The 19613-nt window shown below is 66.7% G+C and carries 13 protein-coding genes; 9 read left to right on the top strand and 4 right to left on the bottom strand.

The window, feature by feature from the left end; translation table 11 throughout:
- Positions 1-62 precede the first annotated feature (62 nt).
- Positions 63-659: a glutathione S-transferase family protein gene (locus Q4G20_RS04155; protein ID WP_303342097.1), complete on the top strand. Its 597-nt coding sequence runs from the start codon at positions 63-65 to the stop codon at positions 657-659.
- Here Q4G20_RS04155 and Q4G20_RS04150 read toward each other — a convergent pair.
- From Q4G20_RS04150 to Q4G20_RS04140, 3 genes are all read right to left on the bottom strand, one after another.
- Entirely contained in the window at positions 643-1533 is an 891-nt protein-coding gene (locus tag Q4G20_RS04150; RefSeq protein WP_303342096.1) for a DMT family transporter, read from the bottom strand. The two genes, Q4G20_RS04155 and Q4G20_RS04150, sit on opposite strands and share 17 nt — an antisense overlap.
- A 123-nt stretch (positions 1534-1656) precedes the next feature.
- Positions 1657-4074: an ATP-dependent helicase HrpB gene (gene hrpB, locus Q4G20_RS04145; protein WP_303342095.1), complete on the bottom strand. Its 2418-nt coding sequence runs from the start codon at positions 4072-4074 to the stop codon at positions 1657-1659.
- Positions 4075-4267: 193 nt separating this feature from the next.
- Positions 4268-4879 (bottom strand): SH3 domain-containing protein, encoded by a 612-nt coding sequence (locus tag Q4G20_RS04140; RefSeq protein ID WP_303342094.1) that lies wholly within the window; start codon positions 4877-4879, stop codon positions 4268-4270.
- 97 nt (positions 4880-4976) lie between these two features.
- Here Q4G20_RS04140 and tsaE point away from each other — a divergent pair, with 97 nt between their 5' ends.
- From tsaE to Q4G20_RS04100, 8 genes are all read left to right on the top strand, one after another.
- Complete coding sequence (tsaE, locus tag Q4G20_RS04135) at positions 4977-6353, top strand: tRNA (adenosine(37)-N6)-threonylcarbamoyltransferase complex ATPase subunit type 1 TsaE (RefSeq protein ID WP_303342093.1); 1377 nt, start codon at positions 4977-4979, stop codon at positions 6351-6353.
- Positions 6341-7012: a nucleotidyltransferase family protein gene (locus Q4G20_RS04130; RefSeq protein ID WP_303342092.1), complete on the top strand. Its 672-nt coding sequence runs from the start codon at positions 6341-6343 to the stop codon at positions 7010-7012. Before tsaE ends, Q4G20_RS04130 begins: the two co-directional genes overlap by 13 nt.
- Positions 7005-9950, top strand: coding sequence for a double-strand break repair protein AddB (gene addB / locus Q4G20_RS04125; protein ID WP_303342091.1), 2946 nt, complete (start codon positions 7005-7007; stop codon positions 9948-9950). Before Q4G20_RS04130 ends, addB begins: the two co-directional genes overlap by 8 nt.
- Positions 9943-13308, top strand: a complete 3366-nt coding sequence (gene addA, locus Q4G20_RS04120) for a double-strand break repair helicase AddA (protein ID WP_303342090.1) — start codon at positions 9943-9945, stop codon at positions 13306-13308. Before addB ends, addA begins: the two co-directional genes overlap by 8 nt.
- A gap of 33 nt (positions 13309-13341) precedes the next feature.
- Positions 13342-13662 carry a thioredoxin gene (gene trxA, locus Q4G20_RS04115; protein ID WP_303342089.1) on the top strand — a complete coding sequence of 107 codons (321 nt, stop codon included), beginning with the start codon at positions 13342-13344 and terminating at the stop codon, positions 13660-13662.
- Positions 13663-13989: 327 nt separating this feature from the next.
- Positions 13990-16188, top strand: a complete 2199-nt coding sequence (locus Q4G20_RS04110) for a primosomal protein N' (protein WP_303342149.1) — start codon at positions 13990-13992, stop codon at positions 16186-16188.
- A gap of 10 nt (positions 16189-16198) precedes the next feature.
- Positions 16199-16603: a DUF6636 domain-containing protein gene (locus tag Q4G20_RS04105; protein ID WP_303342088.1), complete on the top strand. Its 405-nt coding sequence runs from the start codon at positions 16199-16201 to the stop codon at positions 16601-16603.
- A gap of 74 nt (positions 16604-16677) precedes the next feature.
- Positions 16678-18462 carry an ABC transporter transmembrane domain-containing protein gene (locus tag Q4G20_RS04100; protein ID WP_303342087.1) on the top strand — a complete coding sequence of 595 codons (1785 nt, stop codon included), beginning with the start codon at positions 16678-16680 and terminating at the stop codon, positions 18460-18462.
- Here Q4G20_RS04100 and Q4G20_RS04095 read toward each other — a convergent pair.
- On the bottom strand, positions 18459-19589 hold the full coding sequence (locus tag Q4G20_RS04095) for a cytochrome C (RefSeq protein ID WP_303342086.1): 1131 nt from the start codon (positions 19587-19589) through the stop codon (positions 18459-18461). The genes Q4G20_RS04100 and Q4G20_RS04095 overlap by 4 nt on opposite strands.
- Positions 19590-19613 lie beyond the last annotated feature (24 nt).

The raw sequence follows: 19613 nt of genomic DNA, 5'->3' as shown, positions 1-19613 counted from the left end.
CGCCTGTCGCCTTTTGTCACAATCTTGCCCTAAACTGGCGCGACGCAGATCACGGAGGAATCATGCTGACGCTTTTTCACGCACCCGGCACTCGGTCCACCAGTATGGTGCAGTTGCTGCTGGAACTGGGGGCCGCCGATCAGGTGCAGATCGAATTGGTGACGATCCCGCGCCGGGACGGGTCGGGGGGCGCGGATGCCAAAAACCCGCATCCCGAAAAAAAGGTGCCGTTCCTGACCGATGGGCATGACAGCGTGCGCGAACGCTCGGCCATTACGCTGTATCTGACCGACCGCTTTCCGGCGCGCAATTTGGGCCGCGCGGTCGGCGATCCGCAGCGGGGCGAATATCTGTCATGGCTGTTCTGGTATCAGGGCGTGCTGGAGCCGCTGGCCATGCTGCGCTTTGCCGGGCTGGATCATCCGGTGCTGAAGGACACCTATCGCGATTACGACACCGCGATTGCGAAGCTGGATGACGTGCTGCGCGCGCAGCCCTATCTGCTGGGCGATGATTTCAGCGCGGCGGATCTGGTGATCTCGGGGCTGTTTGCGTGGATGGGCGATCACGCCGGCACCACCGACGCGATCAAGGCGTGGATCACACGCTGCACCGACCGCGACAGCTATCGCCGGGTGACGATCAGCGCGGCGGCGTAACGGCGGCTGGCGGTGCTTTGGACAATTGCACCGCCAGAATCCCCAACATGATGATGCCGACGCCGATCACATCGCCCATGCCGATGGATTCGTTCAGAAAAACGGCGGCAATGGCGACCCCGAAAAACGGCGTCAGGAAATGAAAGGTCGCGGCCTTGACCGCGCCGATCCGCCCGACCAGCAAAAACCACACCCAGGTCGCGGCCAGCCCCGGCACAATCACGGTATAGACAAACGCCCAGATCAGCCGCGCCGACAGATCGACCTGCGCGGTTTCCAAAAACGGCGCAATCAGGGTCAGCGCCGCCGATCCGACCAGCATTTGCAGGCCCACGATCATCATGATGTTGCCGCCCGAACTGGCCCCACGCACGGTCAGCGTGGCAATGGTCAGCGCCAAAGCCGCGCCGAAACACATGGCGATGCCCAACAGATGACTGCCGCCCTGCATCCGCGCGCCCATGATGATGGCGACGCCGATCACCCCCAGAATCAGCCCGCCAATGCCCAGCGGGCGGATGCGTTCGCCCAAAAACACCCAACCCAATGCCGCCACCATCAGCGGCATGGTGGCGGCGATGATGGACGCCAGCCCCGCCTCGATCCACTGCATCGCGATCCAGTTCAGGCCCAGATACAGCGCGTTCTGACACAGCCCCAAAATCACAATCGCCCGCCATTGGTTGCGGGTCAGGTTGCGCCATGTCTCGCCCAGGGCGCAGGCAATCGCGACGCCAATCACCCCCGACATGGCAAACCGCGCGGCCAGCGATAACAAAGGCGGCGCTTCGGTCACGATCATCCGGGCCGAGGTAAAGGCCGACGCCCACATCACCGCAAACACCAACCCCATCGCAATCGCGCGCAAATCCATCGAACGCCCCCCATTCCCTGCCCGATTGCTAACCGGTTCACGGATCGACGAAAAGCCCTTTCATCTTGGCGTAAATATCCCACGGGGGTCCGGGGGTGTGAAACCCCCGGTCCGACCGCGCCATCACGTCCCACGCGGTTTCGCCCGCATCGTCGGGTCCGCCTGCGTGGGGTCTTCGGGCCAAGGGTGACGCGGATAACGCCCCCGCATATCCTTGCGCACATCGGCATAGGATGACGCCCAGAACCCCGGCAAATCCATCGTGACCTGAACGGGTTTGCCGCCCGGCGACAGCAAGCTGATGCGCAAAGGCCGCCCGCCGACGGTGGGGTGACGGGTGACGCCGAACAGCTCTTGCAGGCGCAGTTCGATGGATGGGTCGTCATGGTCGTAATCAATCGGAACCTTGCGGCCCAGCGGAGTAACAAAATGCGCCGGTGCGGCGGCGTTCAGCCGTTGCTGCCCGTCCCAGCCGATGCGCGCCAGCAGCGCATCGGTCAGGTCCAGCCCGCGCAGATCGGACAGGGTGCGCACCCGGCCCAGCCACGGCAACAGCCAGTCGCCATCCTCCAACAGCGCCGCGTCATCGACCGGCCCCAGTTCCGGCAACAGCGCGATCCGCGCCCGCAGCCGCGCCGCCCCTCGCGTCATCGGCAACCCGTCCAGCCGCAACCCGTCCAAAGCCGCGCGGGCGATGTCACCTTCGGGCGCGTCGGTCCATGCGCGGTCGGTCAGGATCAGCGCGTCCAGCCGTTCCTGTATCCGCGCCATCACACGGCCCTCGCGTCGGGACCATTCCACGATCTGCACGGTGGCGATCTGATCGCCGAACCCGTCGCGCAATTCCGCATCCGAAATCGGCGCAGCCATGCGGATGCGCGATTCGCGGGTGTCGCCGTCCAGATCAATCGCCACGATCAGCCTTTGCGCGGCCAAGGGGTCGCCAGCGTCCAGCACCGCGCCTTTGCCACCCGACAGCACGAATCGCGGATCATCCCCCTTGCGCCGCAGCCCGATGCGGTCGGGATAGGCAAGCGCCGCCATCATCCCCACCGACAGACGCGCGCCATCCCCCCGTGCCATCCGCCGCAGCCGCCGGGATTCGTCGCGGATGCGCGCCAGTGCGGCAGGGTTCGCGTCCCACGGGTGGCGGTCGGCATAGGCGCGCGCGTCCCGCAGCGCCAGCAAACGCAAACCCACATCCGCAGGCGCGCCGCGCAGCGGGTCGCGATCCGCAATCAGCGCCGCCAAATCCGCCGCATCCGGCCCCGCCTGCATCAGCATATGCGCCAACCGGGGATGCAGCGGCACCCGCGCCAAAGCCTGCCCATGCGGCGTTATCCGCCCCGCCGCGTCCAAGGCGTATAGGTTGGTTAACAGCGCGCGGGCCTCGGCCATTTGGGCATCGGGGGGCGGGGTCAGAAAGGCCAGATCACCCGGCGCCGCCCCCCATGCCGCCAATTCCAGAGCCAGCCCGGCCAGATCCGCGACCGCGATTTCGGGCGGGGCGAATGCGGGCAGCGCGCCTTCTTCGGCCCGCGCCCACATGCGGTAACACACCCCCGGCGCGACACGACCGGCGCGGCCGCGACGTTGTTCGGCCTCGGCCCGGCTGACGCGTTCGGTGACCAGCCGCGACATGCCCGATGCCGGATCAAACCGCGCCCGCCGCGCGCGTCCCGCATCCACCACCACCCGCACCGACGGAATGGTCAGCGATGTTTCCGCAATCGCCGTCGCCAGCACGATCCGCCGACGCGGCCCCGGCGGGGACAGGGCGGCACGCTGGGCGCGCGCCTCCATTGCACCGAAGAGCGGCATCACCTCGCAATCGGTGCCGCCCAGCATCCCCGCTACGCGGCGGATTTCACCTTCGCCCGGCAGAAAGGCCAGAACGGTGCCGCCCATATCCTGCGTGTCCGCGACCGCCTGCGCAATCAGCCGCGCCGCCTGATCGGGCAGCCGCCCGCCCGTGGGCAAGGGCCGATCCAGCCAGCGGGTTTCGACCGGAAAGGCGCGGCCCAGCGACCGGATGATCGGCGCGTCATCCAACAGCGCCGCCACAGGTTCGGCGTCCAGCGTGGCCGACATCACCAGCACCGCCAGATCATCGCGCAGCGCGCCCCGCGATTCCCAGACCAGTGCCAGCCCCAGATCGGCGTTCAGGCTGCGTTCGTGAAATTCGTCAAAGATGACGCAGCCGATCCCGTCCAGTGACGGGTCGGATTGGATCATGCGGGTCAGGATGCCTTCGGTCACAACCTCGATCCGCGACCCCGGCACGGATTCGCCACGGATGCGGTATCCGACCCGCGCGCCCACGGTTTCGCCCAAACCATCCGCCAGACGTTCGGCGGCGGCACGAGCGGCCAGACGGCGCGGCTCCAGCATGACAATGCGGCCCGCGGTCTGATCCAACAGCGCCAGCGGCACCCGCGTGGTTTTCCCCGCACCCGGCGGCGCGACCAGCACCGCGCGCCCCGCATCCCGCAACGCGGCGCACAGTTCCGGGATCACATCATCAATCGGCAGATTTTCCATGCCGCCCGATACCGCGCCGGGGCGTGAACGAAAAGCCCAAGGTTTCGTGGCGAGGGGGCAGGGGGGCCAGCCCCCGTCCGGCAAAGCCGCTGGCCCGCCCCACGGGGGCGTGCGTTCGTCGGAAAAAAGGTCCACTGGACCTTTTTCTGATCCGCCTCACCCCCGGATATTTGGGCCAAGATGAAAGCGGCGGTTAGTCAAGCTGCGACAGGTCTTGGATCGTGCAGCAGCCGGTCATGATCGCGGGCTGAGGTCCGTGTTGGATCAGGGTTGCGCGCAGGGCCATGTCGCGGTCCGACATGCCGTCGCTGCATTGCCCCTGCGTGGATACCAGCGTGGCCCCATCGGCCAGCACGGCCCGCGTCAGGTCGTGATAGAGGTCGCCGCCCGCGATCGCCTGCACCGCGTGGCGGGTTTCGGGGATGTCGGGGGTGCTGATGACCAGATCGCCGCCATCGACCCGCGCCGACCAGAACGGTTCGGTGCCGTAACACGAAAACCCCGGCGGCACCGCATCCGGCTGCCAGACGCCGGTCTGATGCGTCATATAGCGCGCCGCGACCCAGCCCGACCGTTCGCGGCTGTTGATTTTCAGCCAGTTGCGGGTCTGGTCCACGACCTCGACAGTGCGGGCATCGGGGGGTAGGGTGCCGATGATATCCGCCCGCGCATCCGGTTCGGCGCGGATGTTCAGCACGTCATCCGCGGCCACGCCCGCCACATCCCAATGCGACGGAAAGACATATTCCGGCGTCGCCAGTGCCGGACTGGCCAGCAAAATCAGACCCACAGCAATGCGCAGCATATTGTTCTCCTTGGTTATCCTGCGTCAGATTAACCGAAACACCGATCACGCGCATCACACGCTTTCACGACCGCGCGCCACAGGGTAAGAGAGGGCCATGACGACGCTGATTGCTGATGAAACCCTGACCGCTGCTTTTGCGCGGATGCTGGCCGCTGTGGCGCATCCGCCGATGGTTCTGTTGCTGGACGGCCCTGTGGGTGCGGGGAAAACCCACTTTGCCCGCGCCTTTATCCGCGCCCGCCAAGGCGACGCGGCCGAAGATGTTCCCAGCCCGACATTCACGCTGGTTCAGACCTATGACGACCCGATGGGGTCCGAGATCTGGCACGCCGATCTGTATCGCCTGACCGACCCGTCGGAATTGGCGGAACTGGGGTTGGAACAGGCGTTTGAGGATTCAATTTGCCTGATCGAATGGCCCGACCGTCTGGACCCGGCCCCGCCGGGCGCGCAGCGGATCGCGATTGCGGGGCATGACGACCCCGATATGCGTGTGATCACGATTGACGGGATGGACCGGCTGGCGGATTGCGCGCGGTTTATCAGCGCCGCCGGTTGGGGCGATGCGCGGGTCGAGCCGCTGGCGGGGGATGCCTCCGCGCGGCGGTATTTTCGGCTGACGGGCGACGGTTCCGCGGTGCTGATGGACGACCCCGGCGGCAGCGTGGCTGATGTTGTCGCGATGACCGACTGGCTGCGCGCGCGGGGCTTTGGCGCGCCCGCGATTCTGGCCCGCGACATGCCAGTGGGGCTGCTGCTGATGCAGGATCTGGGCGATGATCTGGTCGCCCGCGTGATTGAACGTGACCCCGGCGTAGCGCCCGCGATCTATGCCCGGATCACGGATGTTCTGGTCGATCTGCACCGCCACGCGCCGCCCGCCCGCCGTGATCTGGACGGGCCGGAGCTGGCCGAACAGGTGGGGTTGTTTGCGCAGTGGTATCCCGGCGCGGCGGGGCGCACGGGGATCGCCGACACGATCGCGCGCCTGCATGCGGAACTGGCGGCCGATATTCCCCCGGTTCTGGCCCTGCGCGATTTTCATGCCGAAAACCTGATCTGGCGCGGGGATGATCCGCTGGGCCTGATTGATTATCAGGACGCGGTGCGGGCGCATCCGGCCTATGATCTGGTGTCGCTGTTGCAGGATGCCCGCCGCCATGTGGACCCCGCCACGGAAACCGCCTGCATCGCGCAGTATCTGGCCGCAACCGGGCTGGACGGCGACCGTTTCCGCGCCGCCTATGCCCTGATGGGGGCGCAGCGGGGGTTGCGGATCATGGGGATCTTTACCCGCCTGTGCCTGCGCGACGGCAAGCCGCGCTATCTGGATTTCATGCCCCGCGTCTGGGCGGCGATCCGGCGCAATCTGGACCACCCGGCTCTGTCGCCTTTGCGCGCGGAACTGGACGGCATCCCCGCCCCCGACGCATCCCTTATCGAAAGGTTACGCGACCAATGCGCCCGCTGATGATCTTTGCCGCCGGATTGGGAACGCGGATGCGCCCGCTGACCGATATGCGCCCGAAACCGCTGATTTCGGTGGCGGGGCAAACCCTGCTGGACCGTGCGTTAGCCATGGGCCGCGATGCCGGCGCAGGGCCGATTGTGGTGAACACGCATTATCTGGGCGCGCAAATCCGCAACCATCTGGCCGGGCAGGATGTGGCGATCAGTTCCGAGGCCGGACATCTGCTGGACACCGGCGGCGGGCTGCGCCGCGCGCTGCCGCTGTTGGGGGATGGGCCGGTGATGACGCTGAATCCCGATGTGGTGTGGACCGGGCCGAACCCTCTGGCTGCGTTAAACGACGCGTGGGATGACGCGCGGATGGATGCGTTGTTGATGCTGATTCCGCTGGACCGCGCGCAGGCGCGACAGGGCGGTGGAGATTTCGCGCGGGACGCCGACGGGCGGCTGACCCGGCGCGGCGATTACGTCTATGGCGGGGCGCAGATCGTGCGGCCCGACCGTCTGGCCGAGATCAGCGGCGCCAGTTTTTCCCTGAATAAACTATGGGATATGCAGATCGAACAGGGGCGCGTTTACGGGCTGATCCATCCCGGCGGCTGGTGCGATGTGGGCCGCCCCGACACCATCCCCGTGGCCGAGGCGTTGTTACATGCCTGACCTGCGCGGCCTTTACGCCCTGCCCCCCGGCGTTGATTTTGCCACCGAATTTGTCGCCGGGCTGCTGGACCGGATGGCGGGGCAACCGCCGGAATCGCTGGCTCGTGTCACGATTTTTGCCAATTCGGCGGCGACGCTGGCGGCGCTGAAAACCGCCTTTGACGCGCGGGGGCCGCTGTTGTTGCCGCAATTGCGCAGCGTCACCGGGCTGGACCTGCGGCCCGTGGCGGACCGGGTGCCGCCCGCGCCCCCCTTGCGGCGGCGGCTGGAACTGGGCCAGTTGATCGCGCGGCTGTTGGAAACGCGCCCCGATCTGGCGGCGGGTCATTCGGTGCCGGAATTGGCGCGGTCGCTGTCCAACCTGATGATGGACATGCAGACCGAAGGGCTGGACGCAACCGCCCTGGACCTGATCGACACCGGCGATCATGCGCGCCATTGGCAAAACGCGTTGCTGTTCCTGCGCATTGCGGCGGGGTTTCATTTGTCCGCGCCGGTGGCGGACCGGGCGGCGGTGCAACGCCTGTCGGCCGAAATCGCCGCCGGGGGCTGGCGCGACGGCGCGGCGCTGCCCCGTGGGCCGGTGATTGTCGCGGGTTCCACCGGATCGCAGGGGGCCACGCGGCTGTTTATGCAGGCGGTTGCGGAATTGCCGAATGGGGCGGTCGTGCTGCCGGGGTTTGACTTTGACCAGCCCGCCGACATCTGGAACCAGCTTGATCCGGGGGGCGAAGATCACCCGCAGTCCCGCTTTGCCCCGCTGATCCGGGCGGCGGGCACTCCGCAACGCTGGACCCGGACCGCGCCGCCGGTGCCGGACCGCAACCGGCTGGTGTCGCTGGCGCTGCGCCCCGCGCCCGTCACCGATCAATGGATCGCGGACGGCCCCGGCCTGCCGGACCTGATCGCGCCCACCACCGACCTGACCCTGATCGAGGCCGACCAACCGGGGGCCGAGGCCGATACCATCGCCCTGATCATGCGCGACGCCGTGGAACGGGGCGAGCCTGTGACCCTGATCGCCGCCGATGCGGGGCTGATCCGGCGCGTGGCCTCGGCCCTTGATCGGTGGCATCTGCGGCCGGATGACAGTTCGGGGCGTCCGCTGGTGCTGACCGCTGTGGGGCTGTTGCTGCGTCAGGTGGCGGAATTGTTCGGCCAGCCGCTGACCATCGACCGGCTGCTGATTTTGCTGAAACACCCGCTGATCGCGACCGGATCACCGACCATCAGCCGCGCGCAATCGCTGTTTTTTACGCGCGATCTGGAAATGCGGCTGCGGGCGCGCGGCCCGGCTTTCCCGGATGGCGCGATGCTGCGCGATTGGGGGGCGCAGGATGACGCCGCCCGCCGCGATTGGGCGGCATGGCTGGCCGATGTGATCGACCGGGCCAAGGCGTTTGAAACCGACCGCGCCGCGCGTCCTTTGGCGGATCGGCTGGCCGATCTGCTGGCGCTGACCGGCGATCTGGCGGCGGGGCCTGCGGGCGATGTGGCCGCGTCGGAATTGTGGCGGAACGCCGATGGGCAGATGGCGCGCGCGGTTCTGGATCATCTGGTGCTGCACGCGGATGCGGGGGCGGCGATGCGTCCGCGCGATCTCTATGCGTTGCTGATGGACGAAATGGGGGTGCTGGCCCTGCGCGACACCCGCGACACGCACCCGCTGTTGCGCATCCACGGCCCGCGCGAAGCCCGCGTGACCGCCCACGGCACCGTCATTCTGTCGGGCCTGAACGAAGGCGGCTGGCCGCGCCCGCTGACCCCCGATCCGTGGCTGTCGCGTCAGATGCGGTCGGCGGCGGGGCTGCCTTTGCCCGAACGGCAAATCGGGCTGGCGGCGCATGATTTTCAACAGGGGATTGCCGCCGAACGGGTGATTCTGACCCGCGCGAAACGTGATGCGGATGCTGAAACGATCCCGTCCCGCTGGCTGAACCGGCTGCTGAACCTGATGAAAGGCCTGCCCGACCGCAACGGCCCCGCAGCGATCAAGGCGATGCAGGCGCGCGGCGATCTGTGGCTGGATAGGGCGCGCGCGGTCAGCCTGCCCGACGCGCCCACGCCGCCCGCCGCACGGCCCGCGCCGATCCCGCCCGCTCCGGCCTTTACCGAACTGCCCGTCACCACGATTTCGGCCCTGATCCGCAACCCGTATGAGGTCTATGCCCGCCGCGTTCTGGGCCTGCGCGCGCTGAACCCGCTGCGCCCGGAACCCGATGCCGCGCTGCGCGGGCAGACGCTGCACAGCATTGTGGAATCGCTGCTGCGGTCAAATCCCGCGCCCGACACACCGCCGGATGAACTGCGCGACAGGTTCCTGCGATTGACGGCGGATGTGCTGGCCGAACAGGTGCCGTGGCCCACGGCGCGCGCGTTCTGGCAGGCGCGGATGGCGGGCATTGCCGATCAGATCGTGGCCGATGAACTGGCGCGGCGTCAGACCGGACGGCCTGCGGTGATTGAACATCAGGGGCGGCTGGCCGTGGCGGATTTGGGCTTTACCCTGACCGCGAAACCGGACCGGATCGACCTGCTGGATGACGGGCAGGCGGTGATCTATGACTATAAATCCGGGCCTCCGCCCAGCGACAAACAGATCGCGCATTTCGACAAACAACTGATGTTACAGGCCGCGATGACGCGCCTTGGTGCCTTTGACGCCATTGGGCCGGTGGATGTGGCGGGCATCCGCTATATCCAGTTGGGCGGCGGAGGGCAGACCCATCCCCGCGCCTATTCCGCGCAGGATGATGTGGATGCGTGGGCCGGGTTCATCCGGCTGATGCGCGCCTATCTGTCGGGGGATGTGGGGTTTGTCGCGCATCTGGCACCGGTCACAACGCAATGGGGCAGCGATTACGACCATCTGGCCCGTCTGGGCGAATGGTCGCGCGCCGATCCCGCAACGCCGCAAAAGGTGGGCGATCATGGATGACGCAACCCGCAATCAGATCATCGCCGCCGATCCGGGCCGCAGCACCTGGCTGACCGCAAATGCGGGGTCGGGTAAAACGCGGGTGCTGACGAACCGCGTGGCGCGGCTGTTGCTGGCGGGGGTCGCGCCGGAACGCATCCTGTGCCTGACCTATACCAAGGCCGCGGCCACCGAAATGCAGAACCGCCTGCTGAGTCTGCTGGGCGGCTGGGCCATGCTGCCGACGGACGCCCTGCGCGCGCAACTGGCCGATTTGGGCGAAACCGGCACGCCCGATCTGGCGCAGGCGCGGCGTCTGTTCGCCCGCGCGATTGAAACCCCCGGCGGGCTGAAGGTGCAGACGATTCACAGTTTCTGCGGCGCGCTGCTGCGGCGTTTCCCGATCGAAGCCGGCGTGCCGATGGGCTTTGCCGAACTGGATGACCGCAGCGCCCGCGCCCTGCGGGCCGAGGTCGTGGAACAGATGGCGCGCATGGGCGATCCGGCGATTGCGGATTTGACGCGGCTTCATTCCGGCGATGATCTGGACGGGTTTCTGGCGGGGCTGTCGGCGGCGGATTACGACGCCGCCCCCGATCCGGCGGCGATCTGGCGGGCCTTGGACCTGCCTGTGGGGCTGACCGCCGACGCGCTGCTGGCGCAGGTGTTTACGGGGTCGGAAACCGACCTGTTCGGCGCGCTGATCCCCGCCATGCGCGCGGGGTCGTCCAATGATGTGAAGCTGGCCGATAAGCTGGCATCGGTTCATCTGGCGGATCCGGGGCTGGAGGATCTGGCCATTCTGTGCGGCTGCCTGCTGTTTGGCAAAACCAAAGACCCCGCCAAATCCTTTACCGCCAAAATCGACACCATCCCGACCAAGGCAACGCAAAAAACCGTCGCCGGCTTCATGCCCGATTTCAACGACTTGATGGAACGGGTGCAGGACGCCCGCCCGCAAATGCTGGGGCTGGCTGTTGCGGAACAGACGCTGGCCCTGCGCCGGTTTGGTCACGCCTTTACGCAGCGTCTGGCGGCGGAAAAGGCCGCGCATGGCTGGCTGGATTTCGACGATCTGATCCTGCGCACCGGCGATTTGCTGACGGATTCCAGCATGGCGCAATGGGTGCTGTGGCGGCTGGATGGCGGCATCGACCACATTCTGGTGGACGAAGCCCAAGACACCAGCCCCGCCCAGTGGCGCGTAATCCGCAGCCTGACCGCCGAATTCACCAGCGGCGCGGGCGCGCAGGATCACCCGCGCACGCTGTTCGTGGTGGGCGATCCGAAACAGTCGATCTATTCGTTCCAAGGCGCAGATATTGCCGTATTCGACGCCATGCGCGACCGCTTTTCCCATGATTTTCAGGCGGTTCAGCAGCCGATGCAGGAACGCGGGCTGGCGCATAGTTTCCGATCCTCGCCCGCCGTGCTGGCCATGGTGGACGCGGTGTTTCAGGGCGATGCCGCAGCGGGCTTAGGCGCGCCCCCCCAACATATCGCGTTCAAATCCGACATGCCGGGGCGCGTGGACATCTGGCCCGCGATTGAGCCGCCCGAAAAAACCGATCCCCCCGACTGGACCGATCCGGTGGACGCGCCCGCGCCTGATGACGCCGATGTGGTGCTGGCCCGCGCGATTGCCGCGCAGATCGGCGCGATGCTGGGCGGGCCGATCTGGGACGCGCGGCACGGTCGCGCGCGGCCCATCACGCCGGGCGATTTTCAGATTCTGGTGCAGCGGCGCGGCACATTGTTCGCGGCGCTCATCCGGGAAATGAAGGCCGCTGATCTGCCCGTCGCGGGCGCCGACCGGCTGCGTCTGGCCGCCGAACTGGCGGTGCGCGACATCACCGCCACACTGTCGGTTCTGGCCACGCCGCAGGATGATCTGTCGCTGGCGGCGGCGCTGCGGTCGCCTCTGTTCGGGCTGTCGGAAGATGACCTGTTCCGCCTTGCCGCAGGGCGGGCGCGAAACGAAACCTTGTTTTCGCGGCTGGCTGCGTCACAACATCTTGACGCCGTGCGGGTGCTGGCCGATCTGGCGGGGCGCGCGGATTACGACCGCCCCTATGACCTGATGGCGCGGCTTTTGACCCGCCACGGGGGCCGCGCCGCCCTGCTGGCCCGTCTTGGCCCCGAGGCCGAAGACGGCATCGACGAACTGATGTCGCAGGCGATTGCCTATGAATCGGTGGAAACGCCGTCGCTGACCGGCTTTCTGGTCTGGCTGTCGGCGGGCGAGGTCGAGGTGAAACGCCAGCTTCCCGGCGGCGAAGGCGGGCTGATCCGCGTGATGACCGTCCACGGATCCAAGGGGTTGGAAAGCCCCATCGTCATTCTGCCCGAAACCCAAAAGCGCGGCCAGAACAACAGCGCCCGGACGATTGCCACCGATGACGGCCCGATGTGGCGCGGCACCGCCGATCTGCGCCCCGACGCCGTGGCGCAGGCCGTTGAGGACGCCCGCGAACGCGCCGAACAGGAACGCCGCCGGTTGCTGTATGTCGCGATGACCCGCGCTGAAAGCTGGCTGATCGTGGCGGCGGCGGGCGAGACCGGCAGCGGTCTGGACAGTTGGCACAGCATGATCGCGGCGGGCGGGGCCGGGGTCGATCTGACGCGCAGCACGGTGACGATTGACGGCGTGGGCGACGCGCTGCGGCTGTCCTTTGGCGATTGGCCCGACGCCGCGCCGCAGACGGACGACACCCCGACCGAACCCGTCACCGCACCCGATTGGGCGCGCAGCCTGCCGCCCGCCCCCACGCCCATGCCGCGCCCGGTGGCGGCCACCGGATTGGGCGGGGCCAAGGCCCTGCGCGGGGCGTCGGACACGGACCCGGCGGCGGCGATGCTGCGCGGCACGCGGCTGCATCTGCTCTTGGAACATCTGCCCGCGCATCCCCCCGCCGACTGGCCCGCCGTGGCGCGCAGCCTGTTCGCCGGGGCCGAAGGCGGCCTGCCCGACGACGCGGACACCGCCGATCTGCTGGACCACGCGGCGGCGGTCATCACCGCCCCCGATCTGGCCGATGTGATGCAGCCCGGCCCCCATGCGCAGATCCTGCACGAAGTCGCCCTGACCGCGCCCCTGCCCGGCATCGGCGTGCTGAACGGCGTGATCGACCGGCTGATCATCACCGACGACCGGATTCTGGCCGTCGATTACAAAAGCAACGCACAGGTGCCCATAACGCCTGACGCCACGCCTGTGGGGATTTTACGGCAAATGGCGGCCTATCGCGCGGCGCTGCGGCTGATCTGGCCGGGGCGGCGGGTGGATGCGGCGGTGCTGTGGACGGCCACGCGCCATCTGATGCCGCTGCCGGACGACGTTCTGGATCGCGCCCTTGACCCCGCGGGCCGCGCCACCTAGCTAACCCTCAACGCAGATAAAAAGGATCACCCCATGGCAACCGTCAAAGTGAACGACGCCGATTTCGACGCCCAGGTGCGTCAGGCCGACACCCCCGTTCTGGTCGATTTCTGGGCCGAATGGTGCGGCCCGTGCAAACAGATCGGCCCCTCGCTGGAGGAATTGGCCGCTGAATATGCCGGCCGCGTGAAAATCGTCAAAGTCAACGTGGACGAAGATTCCGAAAACGCCGCCCAACTGGGCGTGCGCGGCATCCCGGCCCTGTTCATGTTCAAAGACGGTCAGGTCGTGTCCAACCGCATGGGCGCCGCCCCGAAAGCCGCGCTGAAGGAATGGATCGAAGAAACGCTGTGATCGCAGCGCCCCCGGTCCAGCCGGGGGCATTCGCGGACAGGCCGGAATGAGTATTTAGACACAGAAGAAACAGAGGGCCGCGCCCGGGGTTTCTTCTGTGCAAAAATACTCACGGCGTGACGGTTTTTTGTGGTGCTTGGGTGAAGATGGGGTGCTGATGCCTCACGCGCCGGGGGTTTTGCACCCAGCCCGCCCCACGGGGGCGGGCGTTCGACGGGGAAAAGGTCCACCGGACCTTTTCATGATCCGTCTCACCCCGCAGGATATTTCCACACAGAAGATAAAGCGGGCTTGATTTTGGCCCATGCCGGCGGCTTTATCGCGGCGATGACCATGCCCGATTTTTTCCCGCCCCGCGCGCGTATTGCCGTGCTGACCTGCGAACCGGTGGGGGTGTTGGATTATCTTGCGCCCGATGATGGCGTGCGGCAGGGGGCCTTGGTTCTGGTGCCTTTGGGGCCGCGTCGGGTGATTGGCGTGGTCTGGGGGCCGGGGCAGGGCGATTTTGATCTGGCGCGGCTGCGTCCGGTGGTGCGTGTGCTGGACGCCGAACCGTTTTCCCCCGGCTTTATGGATTTCCTGACCCGAGCGGGGGATTACACCCTGACCCCGCCGCCCCTGATGCTGCGCATGGCCACGCGCGCGCCCGATCTGGATCAGCCGCCCGCCGCGCGGCGGGTGATTGTGCCGGGGGACGCCCCCCCGCAGCGTATGACCGAAGCGCGCGCCCGCGTCATGCAGGTTCTGGCCGATCATGGCGGTGCCAGTTTTGCGCCATCGGAATTGGCGCAGATGGCCGGGGTGGGTGTGTCTGTCGTGCGGGGGTTGGTCGCGCAGGGGGCCTTGGCTGAAATTCAGGCCCCACGCGATGCGCCCTATCCGCTGTTGGATGCGGCGATGCAGGGCAAGCCCTTGGCCCCCGATCAGCAGGCGGCGGCGGATGCGTTGCGCGGCGCGATCCGGGCGGGCGGATACGGCACCACCTTGCTGCGCGGCGTCACGGGGTCGGGCAAGACCGAAGTCTATCTGGAGGCCGTGGCCGAAACGCTGGCAGGGGGGCGGCAGGCGCTGATCCTGCTGCCTGAAATCGCGCTGTCGGCCGAGTTTCTGGACCGCGTGCAGGCGCGCTTTGGGGCGCGGCCCGGCGAATGGCACAGCGGCGTGACGCGCGGGGAACGGCGGCGGTTGTGGCATATGGCCGGGCGCGGTCAGGTGCAGATGGTCGTCGGCGCGCGATCGGCGTTGTTTTTGCCGTTCCGCGATCTGGGCCTGATCGTCGTCGATGAAGAACATGACAGCAGCTATAAACAAGAGGATGTCGTGTTCTACAGCGCCCGCGATATGGCGGTGCTGCGGGCGTCGATCTGTGGCGCTCAGGTCGTGTTGGCATCCGCTACGCCCAGTCTGGAATCTTGGGTCAACGCGGCCAGCGGGAAATACCGGCGGCTGGATTTGCGGGCGCGCTATGGTGCGGCGGAACTGCCCGATATGGCGGCGATTGATCTGCGAGGTCAGGACATGCCGGCGGGGCAGTGGATTTCCCCCGCTTTGGCGCAAGCCGTCACCGAGCGGCTGGGCCGGGGCGAACAATCGCTGTTGTTTCTGAACCGCCGAGGCTTTGCGCCGGTGACGGTGTGCCGCGCCTGTGGCGAACAGATCGGTTGTCATCAATGCGATGCGCGGATGGTGGAACATCGGTTTCAGAACCGGCTGGTCTGTCACCAATGCGGGGAAACTCGGGCTATTCCAACCGCTTGCCCCGCCTGCAAGGTCGAAGGCAAGCTGGCCCCCATCGGCCCGGGTGTCGAACGCATCGCGGATGAGGTGGCGGCCCGCTTCCCCGATGCCCGCGCCACGATCCTGTCATCGGATCTGTTCGGATCGGCCCGCGCGTTAAAGGAAACCATTGCCGCGATTGCGGATGGTGACACCGACATTATCATCGGCACGCAGATCGTGGCCAAGGGGCATAACTTTCCGCGTCTGACCTTGGTGGGCGTGATTGACGCCGATCTGGGGTTGCAGGGCGCGGATATGCGTGCGGCGGAACGGTCGTTCCAGCTGATGCGGCAGGTGGCGGGGCGCGCGGGGCGGCAATCGGGGGCCGCGCCGGGGGTGGCGCTGTTGCAGACCCATCAGCCCGATCATCCGGTCATCCGCGCCATCCTGTCTGGTCAGGATGAAGATTTCTGGAACGCCGAGGCCGCCGCGCGGCAGGCCACCGGGATGCCGCCCTTTGGTCGGTTGGCGGGGGTGATTTTGTCGCATCCCGATCTGGGCGTGGTCAGCGATTTCGCGCGGCATCTGGCCGCGCAGGCCGCGCCTCTGCATCAGGTGGGGGCGGAATTGTGGGGACCGGCCCCTGCGCCGATTGCGCGTGTGCGGGGGCGGCACCGGGTGCGGATGCTGGTTCACGCTCCGCGTCAGGCGCCCCTGCAAAACGCCATTGCGGATTGGCTGGCACCGCATAAACTGCCGTCAAATCTGCGGTTGTCGGTGGATATTGACCCGCAGAGCTTTCTGTAACGGGGTCGGTATGCGGTTTGTCGTGATTTTGGCAATGACGGTCAGCCCGGTGGTGGCCTGGGGGTTCGATTTCCGCAGCCCCAGCAACAACATCCACTGTTCGATCTGGGTCGAAGATGACACGACAACACAGGCCGAGGTTCGCTGCGACCGGATCGAATACACCACATCCCCGCCGCGTCCCGCCGATTGCGATCTGGATTGGGGTTCTGCGTTTTGGGTGGGTCACTCTGGCCGCGGTCAGGCGGTTTGCGCGGGCGACACCATCATCAATCCGCACAGTATGCGGCTGCAATATGGCGGCGTGATCGAACTGAACGGCATCCGCTGCATGTCCGAACGCACCGGCATGACCTGCCGCAATGCGCAAGGCGGCGGGTTTTCCATTGCGCGGGGGCGGGCTGATCTGTTCTGACGGCGCTTTGGTCGGGCGGCTTGCCCTTGGGCCGACTGCGGCCTAAACCCATGGCGCACAGCAAAGGGGCAGCCATGCGACGCGGAGCATCAACGACCGAGGATCGGCCAACCAGCAAACAGGTGGGCGCGCTGTCCGCGCTGTGGCCCTTTGTCCGGCCCTATCGGGCGCAGATGGTGCTGGCGCTGCTGGCCTTGGTTGCGACGTCGGCGGTCAGTTTGATCTTGCCGCTGGCCGTGCGGCGCGTGGTCGATAATTTCGACGATGGCGCGGGGCTGCTGGATGAATATTTCGGCGCGGCGCTGTTGATTGTCGCGTTGTTGGCGGTGGGAACAGCGGCGCGGTATTATTTCGTCACCCGTCTGGGGGAACGCGTCGTTGCCGATATTCGCAAGGCGGTGTTTGGCCGCGTTATCACCCTGTCGCCGGGGTTTTTTGAACGCATCATGACGGGCGAAATCCTGTCGCGGATCACCACCGACACGACGCTGATTCAATCCGTCATCGGGTCGTCGCTGTCGATTGCGTTGCGCAATATGCTGATTTTGGCGGGCGGCATGGCGATGCTGGCCTGGACATCACTCAAGCTGATGGGGCTGGTGCTGTTGATCGTGCCGGCGATTCTGATCCCGATTATCGTGCTGGGCCGGCGGTTGCGCCGCCTGTCGCGCGAGAATCAGGACTGGATCGCCAATTCATCCGGCGCTGCATCCGAAAGCCTGCTGGCCGCGCAAACCGTGCAGGCCTATACCCACGAAGCGCGCAGCGTCGCGCGGTTTGACGGCGTGACGGAACAATCGTTCTCGGTCGCGCTGAACCGCATTTCGGTGCGCGCGGTGATGACGGCGATTGTGATTTTCCTGATTTTCTCGGGCGTGATCGGCGTGTTGTGGATCGGCGCGCGGGATGTGCGCGAAGGCATCATGACGGCGGGCGAATTGGTGCAGTTCGTGATCTATGCCGTGCTGGTCGCGGGATCGACCGGCGCGCTGTCCGAGATTTGGGGCGAGTTGCAGCGCGCCGCAGGGGCGACCGAACGGCTGGGCGAATTGCTGGCGGCGCAGGATGCGCTGACCGATCCGGCGCATCCGGTCGCCCTGCCGCGCCCGGTGCAAGGGCGCATCACGTTGGAGGGTGTGACCTTTCATTACCCCACCCGGCCCGATCAATCCGCACTGGATGATGTCAGCCTGACCATCCAGCCGGGGGAAACCGTGGCACTTGTCGGCCCGTCGGGTGCGGGCAAAACGACCGTGATTCAGTTGATCGAACGGTTCTGGGACCCGGCGCGGGGGCGGGTGACGTTGGACGGGATCGACCTGCGTGACATGCGGCGCGATGATTTCCGCGCGGATATTGCGCTGGTGCCGCAGGATCCGGTGATCTTTGCCGCATCCGCCGCCGATAATATCCGGCTGGGCCAGCCCGACGCGACCGACGCGCAGGTCCAAGACGCCGCCCGCGCGGCCCATGCGCATGATTTTATCGCCGCACTGCCGCAGGGCTATGACACGCCGCTGGGTGAACGGGGGGTGATGCTGTCGGGCGGTCAGCGTCAGCGCATCGCGATTGCCCGCGCCATCCTGCGCGACGCCCCGGTTCTGCTGCTGGACGAGGCGACAAGCGCCTTGGATGCCGAATCGGAATCGCTGGTGCAGGTGGCGGTGAACCGGCTGGCGCAGGGGCGCACGACCGTGGTTGTCGCGCATCGTCTGGCCACGGTGAAACAGGCCGACCGCATCGTGGTGTTCGATCAGGGCCGCATCGTGGCGGTGGGGACGCATGATGAATTGGTCGCTGCGGGGGGATTGTATGCCCGTCTGGCGCGGATGCAGTTCACCGATGGTCCCACGGCCTAACGGCTGAGGTTCAGCGCGTCGAAATCGCCGCCCATGGCCGTGGTCAGGTCCTGAATGCTGTCATACAGCAATTGCAGCGCGTAATGCGGGTTGTGGACATGCGCGCCCGTGTCCGAGGTCACGAATTTCCAGTTATAGGCCCCCCGCAGCAGCCGCGGCGTCCACGCGTTATAGACCACGGATGTGCCATCGACCAAATCCACCCGCCCGTCATCATTGGCATCGGCAAAGAAATACGGATGCCGCCCGCTGTCATAGATCATGGGGACTCCGGCCACCTGCCGCGCATAATCATGCAGCGCGGATTTCAGCAGATCGGCGTTGTTGGCGATGTCGGCATGGATGCCTTGGGTCAGGTTGCCGCTGCCGTCATGGCTGGCCCGCGACATGCGGATCGCGCGCGGGTTGGTTTCGCCGCTGTGGCACATGGTGCAGCCATCGGTTGCAACCGTCAGGCGGTGCGGATCGTGGCAGTCGGTGCAGGTGGCGACCGGCGGCGCGTGATGAAACTGCCCGGCATAGGTTTTGCCGTCGTAATGATAACCCAAAGCGCCCGTGCCGCCCAGCCATGTTGCCGCCGCGACCGCGTAATGGGGGTTCATGAACCGCAAGTCGGGGTTGGGCTGGTCGGGGTCGCCCTCTGCCGTGGCGCGGGCAATCGCATCGCCCGATTGGCGGCCCTGATGGCAGGTCAGGCAGGTGGCCTGACTGCCCGTGACCGGGTGCATCTGCCCGTTGGGTAAGGCGATTTCGGTGATCTCGGACAGGCCGGGGCTGTGGCAGGTGGCGCAATCGACGACTCCGCCAACTGGAAAGGGGCGATCCGGCATCCCGCCCGTTCCGCCGTCCAGCCTGTGCAGCGCGCGAAAGCCCTGACCCGAATGACAGGTCGCGCAGACAGGGGGAATCTCGCCCGCGTCATTCCAGTTGGTAAACGACCGCGACCGGAAATTCGCGTGACCCGACCGCGCCCATGCGTCGATTTCAGCCGCGTTTGGCACGCTGATCTGATCGCTTTGCATCATGCGGGGCAGGGCATAGCCGGGCGCGTCCTGCGCCGTGGCGGGCAGCGCCAACAGCGCGGCAATGCTGGCCCAGATCGCGGATTTCAACGGGGTGGGGGACATGGCCTTGCCTCTGTTCAGTTGATG

Origin of the sequence: Paracoccus sp. (in: a-proteobacteria) (assembly GCF_030538495.1) — a bacterium.
Taxonomy (GTDB): Bacteria; Pseudomonadota; Alphaproteobacteria; order Rhodobacterales; family Rhodobacteraceae; genus Paracoccus.
Note: the sequence above shows the minus strand (reverse complement) of the source record. Positions and strands in the feature narration are given on the sequence as shown.